The organism is Streptomyces sp. NBC_00224 (assembly GCF_041435195.1).
Classification (GTDB): domain Bacteria; phylum Actinomycetota; class Actinomycetes; order Streptomycetales; family Streptomycetaceae; genus Streptomyces.
Genome location: NZ_CP108106.1, coordinates 3,361,268 through 3,380,635, shown reverse-complemented (window position 1 = coordinate 3,380,635; position 19,368 = coordinate 3,361,268). Strand labels below are relative to the sequence as shown.

The 19,368-nt window shown below is 73.2% G+C and carries 20 protein-coding genes; 6 read left to right on the top strand and 14 right to left on the bottom strand.

From position 1 onward, the window contains the following. Positions 1-75: 75 nt before the first annotated feature. A complete protein-coding gene (cyaB, locus tag OG965_RS15200; RefSeq protein WP_371652606.1) occupies positions 76-639 on the bottom strand; it encodes a class IV adenylate cyclase in 564 nt (187 codons plus the stop codon). A gap of 17 nt (positions 640-656) precedes the next feature. Then, complete coding sequence (locus tag OG965_RS15195; protein WP_371652605.1) at positions 657-1,508, bottom strand: helix-turn-helix domain-containing protein; 852 nt, start codon at positions 1,506-1,508, stop codon at positions 657-659. A 128-nt stretch (positions 1,509-1,636) separates the two neighbouring features. On the opposite strand from OG965_RS15195, the gene OG965_RS15190 reads away from it, so the two are divergent. Then, positions 1,637-1,816: a hypothetical protein gene (locus OG965_RS15190; protein ID WP_371652604.1), complete on the top strand. Its 180-nt coding sequence runs from the start codon at positions 1,637-1,639 to the stop codon at positions 1,814-1,816. Next, complete coding sequence (locus OG965_RS15185; RefSeq protein ID WP_371652603.1) at positions 1,813-2,307, top strand: hypothetical protein; 495 nt, start codon at positions 1,813-1,815, stop codon at positions 2,305-2,307. The genes OG965_RS15190 and OG965_RS15185 overlap by 4 nt, the downstream gene beginning before the upstream one ends. A 470-nt stretch (positions 2,308-2,777) precedes the next feature. Here OG965_RS15185 and OG965_RS15180 read toward each other — a convergent pair whose 3' ends face one another. The 8 genes from OG965_RS15180 to OG965_RS15145 form a co-directional block, all read right to left on the bottom strand. Further along, positions 2,778-3,698 (bottom strand): oxidoreductase, encoded by a 921-nt coding sequence (locus OG965_RS15180; RefSeq protein WP_371652602.1) that lies wholly within the window; start codon positions 3,696-3,698, stop codon positions 2,778-2,780. A gap of 55 nt (positions 3,699-3,753) precedes the next feature. After that, complete coding sequence (locus OG965_RS15175; protein ID WP_371652601.1) at positions 3,754-4,539, bottom strand: SDR family NAD(P)-dependent oxidoreductase; 786 nt, start codon at positions 4,537-4,539, stop codon at positions 3,754-3,756. A gap of 81 nt (positions 4,540-4,620) precedes the next feature. Further along, positions 4,621-5,205: a TetR/AcrR family transcriptional regulator gene (locus OG965_RS15170; protein WP_371652600.1), complete on the bottom strand. Its 585-nt coding sequence runs from the start codon at positions 5,203-5,205 to the stop codon at positions 4,621-4,623. A 16-nt stretch (positions 5,206-5,221) separates the two neighbouring features. Continuing rightward, a complete protein-coding gene (nirD, locus tag OG965_RS15165; RefSeq protein ID WP_371656944.1) occupies positions 5,222-5,572 on the bottom strand; it encodes a nitrite reductase small subunit NirD in 351 nt (116 codons plus the stop codon). A gap of 11 nt (positions 5,573-5,583) precedes the next feature. Then, complete coding sequence (nirB, locus tag OG965_RS15160; protein WP_371652599.1) at positions 5,584-8,115, bottom strand: nitrite reductase large subunit NirB; 2,532 nt, start codon at positions 8,113-8,115, stop codon at positions 5,584-5,586. A gap of 313 nt (positions 8,116-8,428) precedes the next feature. Continuing rightward, on the bottom strand, positions 8,429-9,142 hold the full coding sequence (locus OG965_RS15155; RefSeq protein WP_371652598.1) for a class F sortase: 714 nt from the start codon (positions 9,140-9,142) through the stop codon (positions 8,429-8,431). 6 nt (positions 9,143-9,148) lie between these two features. Beyond that, complete coding sequence (locus OG965_RS15150) at positions 9,149-9,724, bottom strand: hypothetical protein (RefSeq protein WP_371652597.1); 576 nt, start codon at positions 9,722-9,724, stop codon at positions 9,149-9,151. 159 nt (positions 9,725-9,883) lie between these two features. Then, positions 9,884-10,663, bottom strand: a complete 780-nt coding sequence (locus OG965_RS15145; RefSeq protein WP_371652596.1) for an aminotransferase class IV family protein — start codon at positions 10,661-10,663, stop codon at positions 9,884-9,886. Positions 10,664-10,720: 57 nt separating this feature from the next. Here OG965_RS15145 and OG965_RS15140 point away from each other — a divergent pair, with 57 nt between their 5' ends. Beyond that, positions 10,721-11,347 (top strand): NADPH-dependent FMN reductase, encoded by a 627-nt coding sequence (locus OG965_RS15140; protein ID WP_371652595.1) that lies wholly within the window; start codon positions 10,721-10,723, stop codon positions 11,345-11,347. Between the two features lie 34 nt (positions 11,348-11,381). On the opposite strand, the gene OG965_RS15135 is transcribed toward OG965_RS15140, so the two are convergent. The 3 genes from OG965_RS15135 to OG965_RS15125 form a co-directional block, all read right to left on the bottom strand. Then, the gene (locus OG965_RS15135; protein WP_371652594.1) at positions 11,382-13,025 is read right to left on the bottom strand and encodes a M4 family metallopeptidase; all 1,644 of its coding nucleotides are present in this window, start codon (positions 13,023-13,025) and stop codon (positions 11,382-11,384) included. 361 nt (positions 13,026-13,386) lie between these two features. Beyond that, positions 13,387-14,802: a sensor histidine kinase gene (locus OG965_RS15130; RefSeq protein WP_371652593.1), complete on the bottom strand. Its 1,416-nt coding sequence runs from the start codon at positions 14,800-14,802 to the stop codon at positions 13,387-13,389. After that, on the bottom strand, positions 14,799-15,467 hold the full coding sequence (locus tag OG965_RS15125) for a hypothetical protein (RefSeq protein ID WP_371652592.1): 669 nt from the start codon (positions 15,465-15,467) through the stop codon (positions 14,799-14,801). Before OG965_RS15125 ends, OG965_RS15130 begins: the two co-directional genes overlap by 4 nt. Positions 15,468-15,662: 195 nt before the next feature. On the opposite strand from OG965_RS15125, the gene OG965_RS15120 reads away from it, so the two are divergent. Beyond that, a complete protein-coding gene (locus tag OG965_RS15120; protein WP_371652591.1) occupies positions 15,663-16,160 on the top strand; it encodes a gamma-glutamylcyclotransferase family protein in 498 nt (165 codons plus the stop codon). Here OG965_RS15120 and OG965_RS15115 read toward each other — a convergent pair. After that, positions 16,090-16,779, bottom strand: a complete 690-nt coding sequence (locus OG965_RS15115) for a vancomycin high temperature exclusion protein (RefSeq protein WP_371652590.1) — start codon at positions 16,777-16,779, stop codon at positions 16,090-16,092. The genes OG965_RS15120 and OG965_RS15115 overlap by 71 nt on opposite strands. Before the next feature lie 201 nt (positions 16,780-16,980). Between OG965_RS15115 and OG965_RS15110 the strand changes: the two genes are divergently transcribed. Next, positions 16,981-17,901, top strand: a complete 921-nt coding sequence (locus OG965_RS15110) for a sirohydrochlorin chelatase (protein WP_371652589.1) — start codon at positions 16,981-16,983, stop codon at positions 17,899-17,901. 46 nt (positions 17,902-17,947) lie between these two features. Then, the gene (locus OG965_RS15105; RefSeq protein ID WP_371652588.1) at positions 17,948-19,282 is read left to right on the top strand and encodes a deoxyguanosinetriphosphate triphosphohydrolase; all 1,335 of its coding nucleotides are present in this window, start codon (positions 17,948-17,950) and stop codon (positions 19,280-19,282) included. The last annotated feature ends 86 nt before the right edge of the window (positions 19,283-19,368 follow it).

The following is a 19,368-nucleotide window of genomic DNA, read 5'->3' as shown; positions in this document are numbered from 1 at the left end:
GGTGGGTTCCTTACGGGGTCTTGACGGGGTGGGGCCGGATGCGCTGGTGCGCGCCGGGACGCTGCTCCGCCGCCGTCACCGGCGTGCCGCTCGCCGAGCTCGTACGGCATCGGTGTACAGCTCGCGCGTGAAGTCGGCGGCGTCGATGCCCAGATCGCCCAGCACCGCGCGTACGTCGTCGAGAGCCGCCGCCAAGTCGCCCTCGTCAACGAGTGTCTCCAGCTCGACGAACGTCCCGTCGATCTCCGGGACCCGGACGAGCGTCGCGAGCATGCGACGGCCGCGCGCCTCGAAGGCGTAGTTCCGGCACCGCTTCTCGAAGGCGATGGCCGGTACGTAGCCGAGGCCCCGGAGCATCGCGTGCACCGCCCCGGCGTCCTCGACACGGGTCTCGTGCTCCGGCTTCGACCCCGATTCCTCGTCCACCCGGGCGCCCTTGTACGTGAGGACGGTGCGGGTCTCGTCCCGCCCGTGCACGGTGCGCACCCGCAGCTCCGCATCCCGGGCCTCCAGCGCGCCGTCCGGGGTGTCGTAGTAGGTGTCCTGGTACACCTCGGCCCGGCTCGGGGCGCGCTCGTCGAGGCGCCGGAGCACCGCCTCGGGCTCGTGGACGCGGGCCTTCAGCTCGGCCTCGATCACGTGGTGCCCCCTTCTCCTCAGACAGTGCGCTCGGCCCCGCCGACGATCGCCTCGACCATCCGCCGGAATCCTCGGAACAGCGGTCCGTGTGGCGTCTCCATCACCTTGTACGTCGCCGACTCGTGTCCTTCCCACCCGGTGTCGAAGGCGCTGACGAACATGGTGCTGTCGGTGCGGATCATCCGCCAAGTAGGCAGCATGCCGTACCGGTAGACCTGAATGTCGCATGTCTCGGCAAGCTCCCTCAGCCGTGCCTCAGCCAGACGTACGCCGCTGGCCAGAGACTCCTCGGATTCTCCGATCTCGGCTGCGCGCCGGGCGAGGGCGGGCGCCTCGGGATCGAGGAGCAGGACACGTACCCGGAGCCCCGAGCCGCCCTGCTCGCGCGGTAGACAGGCCCGCAGCAGCGAGTCGTTGAGGCCGATGAGGCCGAGGCCGCGTACGGCCAGGACGTCCAGTTCCTGGGCGGCACGGGCCTGTTGACGGATCTCCTCGCGGGCGGAGGCCTGGGAGGCGTAGACGCGCACGACCTCGGGGAAGGCGGTCAGGTCGAACGCGGCCCCGCCTGAGCGCTTCTCCCGGCCGGCCGCCAGGCCGAGGAGGTGGCGGGCGTCATCGGGCATGTCGAGGCCGTCGGCGATCCGCTCGTACACGTCGAGCCGGGCCACTTCGCGGCGCCGGTTGATGATCTCGTTGACGCGGCTCTGGGTCATGTCGACCGCTGCGGCGATCCGGGCCTGGCTCGCTCCCGAGTACTGCTGGACGTACGCGAACACCGAGGCGATGTCCCGGCGTCGGAGGGCCTGGCGGACCGCGGCCTGCTCCCACGCCCATGCCGGGATGCTGATGGCGCCGACCGATGCGGACACGGCTGTGCTCCCTATCCACAGGGGGATGAGAATCCATCTCACCGTGAGATTACCGCTCGGTTATCGAACCGGCACCGACCGTGACCGGAATCTGGGGGCGCACAGTCAACCACCAAAGGAGCGCTCCCGTGAACGCCATTGAGCAGCCGGTCAATCCGGCCGCGTACCGCCGATGCGAGGTCTGCACGGAGCCGGGCGCCGACGTCCCCACGTGGATGGTCATCGGCGACGCCGGCGGCGACCGCACCAGCTACGCCCACCGTGGCTGCGCCGAGGCGACCGGGGTCGGCGAGGCGGTCACGCCGTGATCGACCAGTCAACCGGAGCCATCACCGACTGGCTCGCCTCGGCCCACGACGCCCCCGCCCAGGCCCGGCGGGAGTTCGACGTGGGTATCGCGCTCGTGCCGACCGGCGAGAAGTTCGACGCGATCCGGCTGTCCGCCCCCGTCGTCCACGCGGCCGCGGGCAGTGAAGACCCGGACGCCGTGGCCGCGTACCTCGCCCAGACGCTCGCGAACGGGGCCGTCATCCACGACGCGTACGGCGTCGGTGTCTGGTACTACGCGCTGGTCCCCCCGGGCACGCACGCCCACTGGCAGGTGCCGGGCGTCGAGTGCCTGCGCCCGGGAACGTGGCTGGGGGTACCGCGCGTCGACCTGACCGCACGGCCGGGCCCTTACTGGGCGCTGCCTCCGAGCGCGGTGGGCAGCGTGTGCGCGGCGCGGGCCGTGGCCGACCTGGTGGCGCTCGGGCAGACCCGGCTGCGTCAGGTGCCGTCGCCGGAGCGGATGCCGTGAGCCCTCGGTCGGTGATCCGGTACGCAGAGTGGATGCTCGGCGCGGACCCAACCCCCGGCGCCTCCGGACCGATCCACGTAATGGAGTGCACGACGTGCCTCGACGCCTCCCCGCCCTCCGACGAGCGGGCGGGACCGGAGGACTGGGCGATCCGGCACACCGCGCGGCAGCATGATCATGCCGGGTTCCGAGCCGTCGTGACCTCGTTCAGCCGGGTCACCCCAGCCCCGGGCAATCCGCTTGCCTGAACCCTCCGGGGAGGGTGGCTTCCCGGGAGCTGCGCCCCGGACCCCGTTCGTCTGCGGGCATTCTTTGGCTGGTCGCGCAGTTCCCCGCGCCCCTAAGAATGCCGCTGCGCGGCATCCCCCTGGGCGGCCCGGAGGGGCGCTTCCAGGGGCGCGGGGAACTGCGCGACCAGCCCCCACTCGCCCGCAGGCAAACGGGGGGATCCGGGGGCGTGACCCCAGGAATTACCACCCGTACCGCACCCCCGTAAGTTCCTCAGAAGCCACCCACAGGCGTTCCCCCGTCGCGTCGTCCAGCGTCCACTTCGCTCGGGCCGATCTTGTGGGGGCGCCGCGCCAGCCCTGGAGGCGGGGGCCTGTGAAGGAGTCGGGGTGGACGGACGGGGCCGTGGCGGCGTACAGGGTGGGGAGGGCGCCTGCCTCGGCCGGTTGGGCCAGGACGCGGTTGCCGAGTTCTGCCAGGCGTTCGGCGGTGCGGCGGCCCTCCATGCGGGCGCCGGCCGTCTGGAGGTTGGTCGAGGCGTAGCCGGGGTGCGCGGCGGCGGCCACCACGGCCGAGCCCGCCGAGCGGAGTTGGCGGGACAGTTCGTGGATGAACAGGAGGTTGGCCGTCTTGGAGCGGGCGTAGGCGATCCAACGGCGGTAGCGGCGTTCGCTGTTGAGGTCGGCGAGGTCGATGTTGGAGAGGGCGTGCAGGCCGCTGGAGACCGAGACCACCCGCGCCGCCGGAGCCGCCCGCAGCCGGGACAGGAGCAGGCCGGTCAGCGCGAAGTGGCCCAGGTGGTTCACCCCGAACTGCCGCTCGAAGCCGTCCGCCGTCCTGCCGTACGGCAGCGCCATCACACCCGCGTTGTTGATCAGCAGGTCCAAACTGGACTGCTGATACGTTTCTGCGAAAGTCCGGACCGAGGAGAGGTCCGCCAGGTCCAGAGGCACGAACTGGACGTTCGCGCCGTATACCTGACGGTTGATCAGGGCCTCCGCCTCCTTGCCCCGGGCCTCGCTGCGGCAGGCCAGGATCACGTGCGCGCCCTTGCGGGCGAGTTCGCGTGCCGTGACGAGTCCGATGCCGCTGTTCGCCCCGGTGACGACCGCCGTACGGCCGCTCTGGTCGGGGATGTCCCTCGCGCTCCAGCCCTGAGTCATGCGGCCCACCGTACCGTCCGGTAGGTCCGGACAGCAGGGGGCCGCCGGACCGCCCCTACGCGGCCGAGCCGCCGTCGATCACCAGGTCCGTGCCCACCGCCGACGCCGCGTCGTCCGAGGCCAGATAGAGGACCGCCGCCGCGATCTCGGCGGTGGTCGAGACCCGGCCCAGCGGCGAGTCCGTCTTCATCCGCACCGCGCGCTCGGCCTCCGTCTCGCCCGCGCGCAGCGACATCGTGGTGGCGGAGGCGCCGGGGCTCACCACGTTGATGCGGATGCCGTCCTGGATGTGGTCGAGGGCGGCGGCCCGGGTCAGCGCGGAGACCGCGGCCTTGGTGGTGAGGTATCCGGCGGCGCCCGGGATCCGCTTGTGGGCGCCGAGGTTGGAGCCGACGTTGACGATCGCGCCGCCGTGCTCCTGGGTGCGCATCTGGGCGACCTCGGCCTGGAGGGCGAGGAAGACGCCGGTGAGGTTGATGTCGAGCATGGCCTGCCAGTCCTCGGGCGCCAGGTCGGCGAGGGCCGCTCCGCCCTTGCCGCGCAGCACCGCCGCGTTGTTGACGGCGATGTCGAGCGAGCCGAAGCGGTCGACGACGGCGGACACCAGGGCGCGCACGTCCTCGGCGCGGGACACGTCGGCGGTGAACGCGGCCGCCACCCCGCCCGCCTCCTCGATCAGCGCCACGGTCTCGTCGAGCGAGGCCGCGGTACGTCCGGCGACGGCCACCCGGGCCCCCTCGGCGGCGAAGGCGAGCGCGATGGTCCGGCCGATGCCGGATCCGGCGCCGGTGACGAGCGCGGTCCTGCCGGTGAAGCGGGCGGCGGTGGAGCGAGTAGACATTTTTTGACCAATCGTTCTGTTATTGGGAGAGAAGAAAACGGGCGCCGTCGTGGTGCGGCGCCCGTGTCGGGGCTGCTTTGTTCAGTCCAGCAGTGCCAGCGCGGCCTCGGCCGCCTCCCGTACCCTCGCCGGGTCGTCGGAGGCCTTGCCCATCACCCGCATGCCCTGCATGAGCACCAGGAACAGCCGGGCCAGCGAGCGCGGATCGCGCTCGGGCGGCAGCTCGCCCTGGGCCCCGGCCCGTACGAGCGCGGAGTGCAGCAGCGTCTCCAGCCGCTCCCAGGCCTGCTCGACCCGACGGGCCGCGGCGGCGTCGTGCGGGCCCACCTCGGCGGCGGTGTTGGTGGCGAAACAGCCGTTCAGGCGGGTTTCCGGGGCAGTCGACTCGGCGGCGAAGCGGCGGACGACGGCCCGTACGGCGGGCAGTGCGGGGCCCGGCGCCGACAGCTCGCGGAGCAGGATCGCGCTGTGCGTCTCGCCGTACCGGTCGAGCGCCTTCAGATAGAGCTCGTGCTTGTTGCCGAAGGTCGCGTAGATGCTGGCGCGGCCGATGCCGAGGTGCTCGACGAGGTCCGCCATCGACGTCGCCTCGTAGCCGCGCTGCCAGAACAGTTCTATGGCCGACTGGAGCGCGGCGTCCGGATCGAATTCCTTGGTCCTGGCCACGAGGACGACAGTAGAGCTATATGGAATGATCGGTCAAGTACACCTGGAGGGAGACCTCGTCGTCGTCCAGGCACTGGCCCGTCTCCAGATCGAAGCGCTGCTTGAGCAGCGGGGAAGCGACGAAGGCCCGGCCCTGAGCCGTCCCGAGCAGCCCGCGCGACATGACGTACGCGCCGGTGAACGGGTCGCGGTTGTCGATCGCGTACGCGCGTCCGGTGCGGTCGGTGAAGACCGCCGCCTGGCGCCCGTCGGGCAGCAGCGCGGCGACCCCCCGGCCCGGGATGAGCCGCGCGCGCTCGCAGACCTCGAACCAGCCGTCGTCCAGAAGGAGTCGGATGCTGCTGTCGCTGATCGTCGCGTTGTTCATCGTTGCCTTGTTCATCGTGCGGCCACCTCCAGGGTCAGGACGGGCAGTTCGGGCTTGATCTGGCCGCGCTCCGGCACGAACCGGACCGTGGGGTCGGGCGTGCCGGGCGCGTTGACGAAGGAGACGAACCGGGCGAGGCGCTCGGGGTCCTCGACCGTCTCGGCCCACTCGTCGCGGTACGCGGAGACATGGGTGGCCATCAGCGCCTCCAGCTCGTCGCAGATGCCGAGCGAGTCGTCGACCACCACGTCCTTGACGTGCTTGAGGCCGCCCTCGATCCGCTCCAGCCACACCGAGGTGCGCTCCAGGCGGTCGGCGGTGCGGATGTAGAACATGAGGAACCTGTCGATCAGACGGACGAGTCCCTCGTCGGTGAGGTCCTGGGCCAGCAGATCCGCGTGGCGCGGGGTCGCGCCGCCGTTGCCGCCCACGTACAGGTTCCAGCCGTTGGCCGTGGCGATCACGCCGAAGTCCTTGGACTGGGCCTCCGCGCACTCGCGGGCGCACCCCGAGACCGCCGACTTCAGCTTGTGCGGGGAGCGCAGACCCCGGTAGCGCAGCTCCAGTTCGATCGCCATCTTGACCGAGTCCTGCACCCCGTAGCGGCACCAGGTCTGCCCCACGCAGGACTTCACCGTGCGCAGCGACTTGCCGTACGCGTGGCCCGACTCGAACCCGGCGGCCACCAGGCGCGCCCAGATCACCGGGAGCTGGTCGACCCGCGCGCCGAAGAGGTCGATGCGCTGGCCGCCGGTGATCTTCGTGTAGAGGCCGTAGTCGCGGGCCACCTCGCCGATGACGATCAGCTTCTCGGGGGTGATCTCGCCGCCGGGGATGCGCGGCACGATCGAGTACGAGCCGTTGCGCTGGATGTTGGCGAGGAAGTGGTCGTTGGTGTCCTGGAGCGCGGCCTGCTCGCCGTCGAGGATGTGGCCGTTGCCGAGGCTCGCCAGGATGGAGGCGACGGCGGGCTTGCAGATCTCGCAGCCGTCGCCGCCGCGCGCGGCCGGGCGCCCGTGCTCGTCCAGGAGCTGCTGGTACGAGCCGACGCGCAGCGCGAGCGCGATCTCGTACAGCTCCTGGCGGGTGTGGGCGAAGCAGTCGCACAGACCGCCGTCGCCGGTCTTCGGCAGCAGCTTCTCGATGGTCTTGAGGCAACTGCCGCAGCCCGTACCGGCCCTGGTGCACTTCTTGACCTCGGGCAGCGAGCCGAGCGGGGTGATCGCGCCCTTGGTGACGTTGTGGCAGGAGCAGATCACCGCGTCGTCGGGCAGCGCCTCGGGGCCGAGCGCGACGGGTGCGCCGAGGCCGGGGGGCAGCACCAGCTGCTCGGCCGGGATCGGCGGGATGTGGCCGGTGAGCGGGCGCAGCGTGCCGTACATCTCGGCGTCCCCCACCAGGACCCCGCCGAGCAGGGTGCCGTCGGGGGAGACGACCAGCTTCTTGTAGATGCCCGAGCGCGCGTCCGTGTAGACGACGTCGAGGCTGCCCTCGGCGGTGCCGTGCGCGTCCCCGAAGGAGGCGACGTCCACGCCGAGCAGCTTCAGCTTGGTGGACATGTCGGCGCCGGTGAAGGACTTCTCCGGCCGCTCCTCGCCGCTCGCGAGGGTGTCGGCGACCGCGACCGCCATCTCGTATCCGGGCGCGACCAGGCCGTACACCTTTCCGTCGCAGGCCAGCGCGCACTCGCCGATCGCGTAGACGGCCGGGTCGGAGGTGCGGCACTGCTCGTCGACCACGATGCCGCCGCGCTCGCCCACCGTCAGACCGCAGTCGCGGGCCAGCTGGTCGCGCGGGCGTACCCCGGCCGAGAAGACGACGAGGTCGGTGTCGAGGCGGGAGCCGTCGGACAGGAGCATGCCGTCCACGGCCCGCTCACCGGTGACCTCCTGGGTGCCGACGCCGGTGTGGACCGACAGACCCATGTTCTCGATGGTGCGCAGGAGGGCCGCGCCGCCGCCGGCGTCGACCTGGGCGGGCATCAGCCGCGGCGCGAACTCCACGATGTGCGTGGCCAGTCCAAGCCCCTGGAGCGCGCCCGCCGCCTCCAGGCCGAGCAGCCCGCCGCCGACCACCGCGCCGGTGGTCGCCGTGCGGGCGTACTCCTCGATGGCGAGCAGGTCCTCGATGGTCCGGTAGACGAAACAGCCCGCCAGGTCCTTGCCGGGCACCGGCGGCACGAAGGGGTACGAGCCGGTGGCGAGCACCAGGACGTCGTACGCGAAGACGCTCCCGGAGCGCGCGGTGACCGTGCGGGCGGCCCGGTCCACGCTCTGTGCGGGGTCGCCGAGGTGCAGCTCGATGCCGTACTTCTCGATGAACCCGTCCTCCACCATGGAGAGTTCGTCGGGTGTGGTGCCGGTGAAGTACGAGGTGAGGTGGACCCGGTCGTAGGCGGGGCGGGGCTCCTCACCGAGCACCACCACGCGGGTGTGGTCGGTGACCCCCTTCTCGGCCAGGGCCTCCAGGAATCGCTGGCCGACCATGCCGTGGCCGACCACGACGATCGTGCGGGCTGCGGCCGAGGGTGCGGGTGTGGTCATGTCGGAACCCTCCGTCGTGGGTGAGCGGGTGCGGCGGGGGCGGGGTGGCCGGCGGGCCGACCGGCACGGTGTCCGAACCCATGACCGCAGCCTGCAAGGCCGCTGTTTCCCGGTCGGATCTGACCGGTTTCCCGGGCGCAACGGCCCGCTCAGCCCGGAGGGGGGACCTCTGTGAGTGTTCTGGAGACGCGGCGGGGGCGGCCGTGAGACACCGCGTGCCGACGGCCACCGTTCGGCGCCCATGAGGGGCGCGGGGAACTGCGCGACCGGCCACAGACGGCCCGCAGAGGAATCACCGCACCCGGCGGAGCGCTTACGTGCCGGTCAGATGGGCGAAGACCACCACGTTCCCCCGGTAGCCCGACTTCTCGTTGAAGCCGCCGCCGCAGGTGATCACGCGCAGCTCGGGGCGCCCGGCCGGGCCGTACACACGCCGGTCGGGGAAGGCGTCGTTCGGATACACCTCGACCGCGTCGACGGTGAAGAGCGCCGTACGCCGGTCCGCGCGGGCCACCTCGATCCGGCTGCCCTTCTTCAGCGCGCCCAGCGCGTAGAAGACGGCGGGCCCGCGCGCGTCGTCGACGTGCCCGGCCATCACGGCCGTGCCGTCGGCCCCCGGCGGGGTGCCGTCCTTGTACCACCCGGCGGACCCGCTGCTGCCGGGCGGCGGCACGTCCAGGCTGCCGTCCCGGGCCAGGCCGAGCCGCATCACCGGCGCGTCCACCCGGATCGCCGGGATCCGGATGCGTACGGGCTCGGAGGGCGGCAGGGCCGCTCCCGCGAGGGCGCCGCCCGTGCGGGCTTCACCCACGCGCGCGTGGGGCGAGCCGGTGCCGCCCGCCGGGGCGGGGGTGCCGCTCGCCGCGCCCGTGAACGACTCCGTTCGCGACGGCTGCGGCGGCTCGGTCGTCTCCATGCCCTGCCGCAGCAGCCAGACCCCGACGCACACGGCGATGCAGACCAGCCAGCCGTTGCGGCGCCGGGCGGCCTGGGCGTCCCGCAGCGACTGGGCCGACCGCGCCGACAAGAGCCGTCAGCCCCGGTCCTGCGGGCCGCGCGCCCGGCGGCGCAGCAGCAGACCGCCGGTGACGGCGGCGACGGACAGGACGGCCGCACCGGCCGCGATCTCGGTCCGGTTGGAGGTGGTCGCGCTGCCGCCGAGCCCGGTCTTCACATGGCCCTTGGGCTCGTTGTGCTCGCCCTTGTCATGCGTGTCAGGGCGGTCGCCCCGGTCCCATCCGGTGTGCTCGCCGCCGCCCGAGATCGTCACATCGCCCCGGGCGGACTTGCCGTTGTCGCAGGTCACGATGATCTCGGAGGTCCCGGACTTGGCGGTGTGGGGCACGGTGAACTGTCCGGCGAGCACGTCTTTACGGGTGGAGACGGTGAGCGGGAACTCCCCGTCGCCCAGCGCCCGCGCGTCCCCGGTGGCATGCCCGTCGTGGCCGCACGCGGTCGTGTTCACGGTGACGGTGGTGCCCGGCGCGGCCGACGACGGCCAGATCTCCAGACCCGCGCCGCCGAAGTCATTGGCGTACGCGGGTGCGCCGCCGAGGCCCAGCAGGGCGGCCGCGAGCGCGGAACCGGTCAGCAGGCGGGCAGTACGCATGGGTCCTCCGGGGAGCGGGGTGCCTTGCTTCTCCCTCCGAGGTAAGTGGCCCGCGCGGACGCCCGCCCCCTGGCGGGGGGCGAAAGGGTGACGGCGGCGGGGCGCCCGTCACCCGTTCGCGCGGGCGGGCCCCTGAGGCGCCGCCGCGCGCTCCCCGCCTCAGATCGTGTCCCAGGGCACCTCCGCGTACAGCCGCCAGAGCGTCTTCATCAGTTCCGCGTCCACGGCGAACGCGGTGTCGTCGATCCCGGCCACCGGTGCGATGCCCTGCGAGTTGGTGACGAAGGCCGCCCGGTACGCGCCGAGATCGTCCAGCGTGACCGGGCGCCGGACCGTGGCCGTGCCGTACTCCGGCAGCCGTGACTCGATCAGCGCCATGGTCGTGCCGAGCAGCGCCGCACGGTCCGGCCAGACCACCGAACTCCCGTCCCAGAACGCGATGTTGGTGATCGCCCCCTCGGCGATCTCCCCGCCGGGACCGGTCAGGAGCGCCTCGTTACGGCCCTCGCGGGCGGCGACCCGGCCGAAGTAGGCCTGGCCGAAGCCGCCGAGGTGCTTGATGTGGGCGACCGGCCGCTCGTACGGCACGGAGAGCAGGCGCTGCGGCTCCGGCGACATGTCCAGCGGCGGCCGTACGGTCACCATCACGGCCGGGTCCTCGTCCGGCCCGTACACATAGACGCGCGTCGCCGCGTCCTCGGTGCCGGCCGCCTTCAGGGCCTGCCGGACCAGCGCGCGGACCCGCTCGCCGTCGAGGCCGGGGCCGAACAGCTCGCGGGTCGCCGCGTCGAGCCGCGCCAGGTGCAGCGCGAGCCCGCGCACCCGGCCGCCGCGTACCTGCATCGCGGTGAAGTGGCCGTACGCGCCGGTCAGAGCGGGGATGCGCAGATTCTCGGCGTCGGCGGGGCGGCCGTTGATCTCGACATAGGGAGACGTCATGGGGCCACCGTAACCGGGCTTGACCTGAAGCTAAGTCGAGGTGTGAGGCTCCTCGGCATGGACATCACCACCGCTCCCGTCATGGAGCCCACCGCCGCCGTCTCCGCCGCCCCGCTCCGCCTCGCCGTCATCCTCGGCTCCAACCGCGAGGGCCGTTTCGGCCCGGTCGTCGGGGAGTGGCTGCTCGCCCGGCTGCGCGAGCGCGACGACTTCGAGGTCGAGCTGATCGACCTGGCCGAGATCGCCCTGCCGACCTCGCTCTCGTACGACCCGGCGCCGCCCGTCAAGGCGGTCCTCGACACCGTCACGCCCAAGCTCGCGCGGGCCGACGCCTTCCTCGTCCTCACCCCCGAGTACAACCACTCCTTCCCGGCCTCGATCAAGAACCTCATCGACTGGCACTACGTCCAGTGGCAGGCCAAGCCGGTCGGCTTCGTCTCCTACGGCGGGATGTCGGGCGGTCTGCGGGCCGTCGAGCAGCTGCGCCAGGTCTTCGCCGAGATGCACGCGGTCACGGTCCGGGACACGGTCAGCTTCCACCACGCCCGCGGCCTCTTCGAGCCCGACGGCGAGCTGCGCGAGCCCGCCGAGCCGGAGGCGGCCGTCAAGCGGCTCCTGGACCAGCTCGGCTGGTGGGGACGGACGCTGCGGGACGCCAAGGAGTCCCGTCCGTACGCCGCTTGAGCCCGGCGTACGGACGGGGGAGCGGGGTGCGGGGTCAGCCGACGGCGACCGCCGACCAGGCGGCGGCGACCGCGTTCTGTTCGGCGCTGCCGCTGCCGTAGAGGTCCTTCGCCGCGTTGAGGGTCGCCGTGCGGGCGGCCGCGTAGTTGGTGGAGGACGTCATGTAGACGCTCAGGGCCCGGTACCAGATCTTGCCGACCTTGTCGTGGCCGATGCCGGAGACCGAGGAGCCGTTGCAGGTGGGGCTGTTGTACGAGACGCCGTTGATCACCTTGGCGCCGCTGCCCTCGGAGAGCAGATAGGCGAAGTGGTTGGCCACTCCGGAGGAGTAGTGGACGTCGAGGTTGCCGATGCCCGAGTACCAGCAGTCCGCCGACTTGGTGTCGGTCGAGGGCTTGTCCATGAAGCGCAGGGCGGGCTTGCCGAAGCCCGGCTTCACGATCTTCTCGCCGATGAGGTAGTCGCCCTGGTCGCCGGCGTTGGCCGCGTACCACTCGACCATGGTGCCCATGATGTCGCTGGTGGCCTCGTTGAGGCCGCCGGACTCACCGGAGTAGGTGAGGGCGGCGGTCTTGGAGGTGACGCCGTGCGACATCTCGTGCCCGGCCACGTCGAGGGCGACGAGCGGCCCGAACGTGGTGCCGTCGCCGTCGCCGTACGTCATGCAGAAGCAGCTGTCGTCCCAGAAGGCGTTGTTGTAGTTGCTGCCGTAGTGGACGCGGTTGTACGAGCCCTTCCCGTCTCCGGCGATGCCGTTGCGGCCGTGGACGTTCTTGTAGTAGTCCCAGGTCGTGTTGGTGCCGTACTGGGCGTCCACGGCGGCCGTGGAGCGGTCGGTGTTGGCGCCGCTGCCCCAGTGGTTGTCGGCGTCGGTGAACACGACGGCGGGCGCCCGGACGAAGCAGATGCCGAAGATGCACAGGTCCGTCTTGTTCTGGGCGTCACCGGTGTAGGTGTTGCCGCGGGTGGGATCCTTGAGCTGGTACGAGGACCCGGACAGCGTGGTCTCCAGGGGCACGGTCCCGCCGTACAGCGACTTGCCGTCGCCGGACGCGGTCTCGATGGAGTCCCAGGCGTCGATGCGGGCGCCGGTGCGGGCGTCGGTGAGGACCACGCGCGCGACCGGGTTGCCCAGCGAGTCCCGGGCGGCGGTCTGGGTGCGCCAGGCGAGCTTGGGCGTGCCGTGCAGCGCGTCGACGACGAGCTCGGGCTTGGCGGTCAGACCCTTCAGGCCCTGGTGGGCCGCGCGCAGCTCGGCGGAGGCGAGGCCGGCGGCGCGGGGCGCGGAGAGCGCGGGGGTGACGGTGGGCACGGCGAGGTCGTTCGCCACGGCCCGGTCGGCGCCGCGGTAGGCACCGGTGGGGGAGAGGTGGACGACGAAGTCGCCGCCGAGCACGGGCAGTCCGCGGTACGTGCGGTCGTAGCGCACGTGTCGGCTGCCGTCGGGGTCCACGATCACGTCCCGTACGGACGTGCCCTGGGCGGCGGTCACGGCGAGCGCGTCCGCGTGCGCGCCGACGGCGCTGTCGGCGTCCCGGACGGCGGCGTCACGGGAGGGGACCTGCGGCCGGGGTTCGGCCACGGCGGAGACGGGGGCGAGCGCGGCGGCGAGCATGGCACCGGCCGCGACGGCTATCCCGGCGGTGGTGAGGCGCGATGCGTTCCGGGTCGGTCTCATCGGGCTCCTCGGTCATGGGGGGGGCTGCTCGGGTAAAGCTGATGCCGCATCAGTTTTAGGGGTACATGACAGGTGGTGTCCATAGGGCGGGGCCCTCCGGGGTGCGCCCTTTCTTTAGCCCGGAGTTCGCCTGCGGACCGTGGGTGGTTGCTCGCGCAGTTCCCCGCGCCCCTGGATGCGCCCCTGCGGGGCGCCCAGGGGGGATGCCGCGCAGCGGCATTCTTAGGGGCGCGGGGAACTGCGCGAGGAGCGAGCACGGTCCGCGGATTGACGGGGGTTTGGGGGCGCGGGGAACTGCGCGAGCAACCCCCACCGGCCCGCAGGCGAACACCGGGCCCAAAAGGGGCGTAGCCCCGACGTGCTAAGCCCCCGGCAGCGCCACCGTCGCCACCGCCCCGCCCGACTCCGCGTTGCGAAGCGTCACCTCCGCCCCGATCACGTCCGCCTGCCCGAGGGCAATCGTCAGCCCCAACCCCGACCCCTGCCCCCGCTCCTGCGAGCCCGTAACGAATCGCTGGGGACCGTCGCGCAGCACGTGCGAGGGGAAGCCCGGCCCGTGGTCCCGGACCGTCACGGTCGTCCCGGTCACCGTGACCTCGACCGGCGACGCCCCGTGGCGGCGGGCGTTGGCCACCAGGTTGGCGACGATCCGCTCCAGGCGGCGCGGGTCCGTCCGTACCAGCGTGTCCTCGCGACCGTCGACGTCCACCAGCTCCACCGCGAACCCGCAGCGCCGCAGGATCCCCTCGACCAGCGCCCCCAGCGGCCGTATCTCAAGCGCGGGCCGCTCCACGCGCGCGTCGAGGCGGGCGATTTCGAGGAGGTCCTCGGTGAGCGTGCGCAGCGCGGCGACCCGGTCGCGCACCAGCTCGGTGGGGCGGCTCGGCGGCAGCAGTTCGGCGGCGGTGTGCAGCCCGGTCAGCGGCGTGCGCAGCTCGTGCGCCACATCGGCGGTGAACCGCTGCTCCGCCTCAAGCCGCCGCTGGAGCGACGCGGCCATCGTGTCGACCGCGCGGGCCAGCTCCGCCACCTCGTTGCGGGCGGTGTCCGGGCCCGACTGGCCGATCCTGGCGTCGAGTTCGCCCCGGGAGATCCGGCGCGCGGTGGCCGCGGCCGTACGCAGCTCCCGGCTGAGGCGGCTGGCGAGCCCGGCCCCGCCGAGCGCCGCGAGCGCCACCACGAGCGCGCCCCAGGCGACCAGCTCCCGGTCGAACTCCCGCAGATCGGCCCGCTCGGCGGCCAGCGGCAGCCGTACCGACAGCACCTGGCCGCCGATCGGCCGCGCCGCCCACACGGCCGGGTCGGGCCCGTCCAGGTCGACGAAGGTGCTGCGGCGGCCCGCCAGCGCCGACCCGCGCAGCGCGGACGGCAGCCGCCCGTCGTCCACCGCCGCGTCGGCGTCGCTCTGGTCGACCTGGCCGGTCAGCTCGTACAGCTGGCGCACCCGTACCAGCTGCGCCGTCGCCGACTCGCGGGCCGTCGTCACCGTCTGCGCGACCCGCGCCTGGTGGATCAGGAGCCCGATGGCGACGGCGACGAGCGCGCACCCGCCCGCGAGCGCCGCGGCGATCTTCCAGCGCAGGCTGAGCCCCTGGGAGAAGGCGCGGACGCGCCGGACGAGGGCGCGCGAGCCCGCCCACACCGACCGGGCGAGCCGCGCGGGGGTGCGGCGCGTGAGGGCCCGGCGCGCGCGGAAGGCCCGCCGGGCGGCCCGGAGCCGACGGCCGGGGCGCGCGGAATCAGCCCGGCAGCGCCACGTGCGCGGGGCGGCCCTCACGGCCCGCCCTCCGGCGCCGGGGCGCTCTCGTCCCGCTTGTACGTCTTGATGTCGCTCACCGATGCCAGCCGCGCCCCGTCCCACCGGTAGCGGACGGCCTGTTCGGCGCCGTCGTCGGCGGCGCTGCGGACCACCAGGTCGGTGCCGACGGTCTCCACCGCGAGCCCCTTGCCCACGGTGTAGAGGACCGGGACGACCTTGCCGGCGCGGGCCGTGTAGACCGCCATCACCGTGCGGCCGCTCTCCAGATCGGCGGAGACGATCAGCTCCGGCGAACCGTCGCCGGTCAGATCGCGCAGGACGGGCGGGCGGATACCGGGCTGCCCCGGGCGGTGGATCTTCTCGCGCCGGCCGAGCGCCTTGGTACGGGGATCGGCCCGCAGCACCTCGTACGGGTCGACCGCCACGAGCCCCTCCTTCGGCACCTCGGGCCCCTTGGCCAGCGGCGCAGGCGGCGGCTGCTTCCCGGCCGGGTCGCCGGCGCCGGGCCGCTTGCGGGCGCCGTCGGACCAGTTGGGCCACAGCGGCTGCGGCGTCGGCTGCGCGGCCACGGGCGGCGCGGCGCCGCCGTCGCCGAGCCCGGTGGGCGCGCCACAGCCGCTCACCGCGAGGACGCAGACGGCGAGCACGGCGACGGCCGCGGTGGCGCGGAGGCACTGGATCATGGCGGGACGGCCTGGTGACAGAGGGCGGGGGCGGGGGACCGGCCGGATCCGCCGGCCGCGACAATCAACGGTAGAACCGGATCATCACGGAACCCGGGACACTGTGTAACAGCTGTGCGTACGCACAGCTTCAGCCGTCCGAACAGGGACTTTCGGCCAGGCCGGAGGCCCCCGTCACCCCGAGGGAGAGCGTCTGTGACACCGGCCGACGGGCCGCCCCGGGACGGCGGCCTCCCGTTCTTCGTCTACGGCACCCTGCGCCCCGGCGAGCGCTACTACCTGCGCCTGCTGACCGGCCGCACCGCCTCCGAGGCGCCCGCGCGGCTGCCGGGGGCGGTGCTGTACGAGGGGCCCGGCTATCCGTACGCGACGCGGGGGGACGGCGTCGTCACCGGCGCGCTCATCACGCCGCTCCCCGAGGAGTACGGCCAAGTCCTGCGGGTGCTCGACCAGTTGGAGGAGTGCTACGGGCCGGGCGACCCCAGGAACCTGTACGACCGGGTGGCGCGGACCGTCGAGCTGCCGGGCGGGGGCACCGCCCGCGCCTGGGTCTATCTGGCGGCGGCCCCGCTGGCCCGCGAGCTGCGGACGCACGGCACACCGCTGCCCAGTGGCGACTGGCTCAGCGCCCGTCGGCCAGCGCCCGCGCCACCCCGCTCTCCTTCGGCCCGAGGAAACGCGGATCGGGCTTGAAAGCGGCGTCCAGGGCGGCCTTGCCCGCCGCGAACACCTCGCGGGTGGAGCCGTAGTACCAGGTGGTGTCGTGCACGGCGTCGACCGCGACCCCGTACGAGTCGACCCCGGCGGCCTCGCACAGCGCGACCGCCCGCCGGATGTGGAAACCCTGGCTGACCAGCACCGCGCGCTCCACCCCGAAGATCTTCCTGGCCCGTACACAGGAGTCCCAGGTGTCGAACCCGGCGAAGTCGCTGACCACCCGCTGGTCCGGGACACCGTGCTTGACCAGGTACGCGCGCATCGCGTCCGGCTCGTCGTACTCGGCCCGCCCGTTGTCCCCGGTCACCAGGACCGCCCTGACCTTCCCGGCGCGGTACAGCTCGACCGCCGCGTCGAGGCGGTGCGCCAGGTACGGCGACGGCTCGCCGTCCCACAGCCCGGCCCCGAACACCACCGCGACCCCGGACGCGGGCGCCCGCGCCACGGTGCCGACCTTGCCGTCGGCGGCCGTGAACATCCACGCGGCGGGCGCCAGCGCGAGGGTGCACAGCGCCGCGACGGCCTGCACGGCCCGCCGCTGCCCGGTGCGGGTGCGCGGCAGCCCGATCCGTACGCGAGTGCGCGGCAGGCGCATGAGGTTCCCCCTGGGTTTCGACGGTGTTCGAGCGGTTCGGCGGTTTCCGAGTGATCGGACGCAGGGGAGGGGCGGGCGGTTCTGCCCGGTGTCCCGGGGGCGCTCCCGATCCCACCGCCCGCCCCGCCCCCGTGAGGCGACGGAAAACACTCGTCACCACGGCGCAACGACATGGCAATGTGGGCCCGGCAGGATCGGTCCATGACGGAGATGGAACCGGAGACTCAGTCGCAGTTCTTGTCCGCCGGCCAGTCGCTGCCACTCGACAGCACAGCCGAACTCGTCACCCGCATCGCCGCCCAACTGGGCAGCCAGCTCAGCCACGTCCGACTGAACGGGAGCCGCAAGCCGATGCCCACGACTTCCCGGCCGGCCCCCGCCCGGCCCGCCCTGGTCGCCGTCGCGCACGGCAGCCGCGACCCCCGGGCCCTGCGCACCGTCACCGCCCTGCTCGACCTGGTCCGCGAACTGCGCCCCGGGCTCGACGTACGGCTCGGCCACATCGAGATCGACGAGCCCGCGCTGCCCGCCACGCTCGCCGAGCTCGGCGCGGGCCGCGCCGTCCTCGTACCGCTGCTGCTGAGCCGCGGCTACCACGTCAAGCAGGACATCCCGGCGGCCGTCGCCGACGCCCCCCGGCTGCGCGCCCGCGTCGCGCGGCCGCTCGGCCCGCACCCGCTGCTCGTCGAGGCGCTGTACGAGCGGCTCGTCGAGGCCGGGTGGGACGACGACCCGCGCGCGCGTGGCGCCGGGGGAGTCGTGCTCGCCGGGGCCGGGTCGCGCGACCCCGAGTCGGCCGCCGACACCCGCCGCACCGCCGCGATGCTGAGCGAGCGCCTCGGCGGGGTGCCGGTGATACCCGCCTACGCCTCGGCCGCCGCCCCCACCGTCCCCGAGGCGCTGCGGGCGCTCGCCGCGCGCGGCCGCCACCGGGTCGCGATCGCGTCGTACTTCACCGCGCCCGGCCGGTTCGCCACCCAGAGCGCCGCCCACGCGCGCGGTGTCGCCGCCGCCCCGCTCGGCGCGCACCCGGCCGTCGCCCGCCTCGTCCTGACCCGCTACGACCAGGCCCTCGCCGCGGCCCCGTTCGCCGCCCCGCACCGCGAACTCGCCACGGCCTGATTACCGTCCTGCCCCGGTTGTCAGTGGTTCCGTTTACTGTCGGTGCATGGAAGGCATCGCAGCACACCACCCCGGCTACGACCCGTCCGACGTCGAGCGGTGGGCCGTCGAGCCAGACAAACGGCCGGGCCGCACCGCCTTCCAGCGCGACCGCGCGCGCGTGCTGCACTCCGGGGCGCTGCGCCGTCTGGCGGGCAAGACGCAGGTCGTGACGCCCGGTGTGACCGGACAGCTGTGGGACGCGAGCCCGCGCACCCGGCTCACCCACTCCCTGGAGTGCGCCCAGGTCGGCCGCGAGCTCGGCGCCGCCCTCGGCTGCGACCCCGACCTCGTCGAGGCGGCCTGCCTCTCGCACGACATGGGCCACCCGCCCTTCGGGCACAACGGCGAGCAGGCGCTCAACGACTTCGCCAAGGACTGCGGCGGCTTCGAGGGCAACGCGCAGTCGCTGCGCCTGCTGACCCGTCTGGAGCCCAAGCGCTTCGTGCGCGGCGAGGGCGCCGGCGAGCCCGTCAGCGTCGGCCTCAACCTCACCAGGGCCGCCCTGGACGCGGCCACCAAGTACCCCTGGCCGCGCGGCGGCCACCCCACCGACCCGCAGTCCGTGAAGTTCGGGGTCTACGAGGACGACCTGCCGGTCTACGACTGGGTGCGCCAGGGCTCCGAGCCCCACCGCAAGTGCTTCGAGGCCCAGGTCATGGACTGGTCGGACGACGTGGCGTACTCGGTCCACGACTTCGAGGACGGGCTGCACGCCGGCCACATCGACCCCAACCTGCTCTTCTCCGAGCCCGAGCGGCAGGACATCTGGCGCGTGGCGATCGGGCGGTACGTGCCGGCGGACACCGCCCCGCAGGAGCTCGCGGACGCCCTCGACCGGCTGATCGACGAGGAGTGGTGGCCGCACGGGTACGACGGCTCGGCGGTCGCCCAGGCCCGCCTCAAGGACGCCACCAGCCAGCTCATCGGCCGGTTCTGCCTGGCGGCCGAGGGCGCGACCCGCGAGCACTGGGGGCACCGCCCAGGCCCTTCAGGCTCTGGGGGAGGCTCCGGGCGGCTCACCAGGTACGGGGCGGAGCTGGTCGTGCCGCGCGCGACGCGCAACGAGTGCGCGGTGCTCAAGGCGGTGGCCGACCGCTATGTGATGCAGCGCGACGAGCAGGAGCGGCTCCGCGCCGACCAGCGCATCATTCTGGCCGAACTGGCCGAAGCGCTCACCGCGCGCGCACCCGCCGAGGGGCTCGACCCGCAGTTCCGCGCGCTCTTCGCGACCGCCCCCGACGACCGCGCCCGCAAACGGGTCATCGTCGACCAGATCGCGTCCCTGACCGACGCGGCCGCCCTGTCCCTGCACGCCAGACTCACCGCGCGGCGCGGATGAGGCACGGTGGAAGGCGCTTTCGCCCCCGTACGACGTACGTATGACACACCTATGACACACCTATGACGCACCGATGAAGCCAGGCC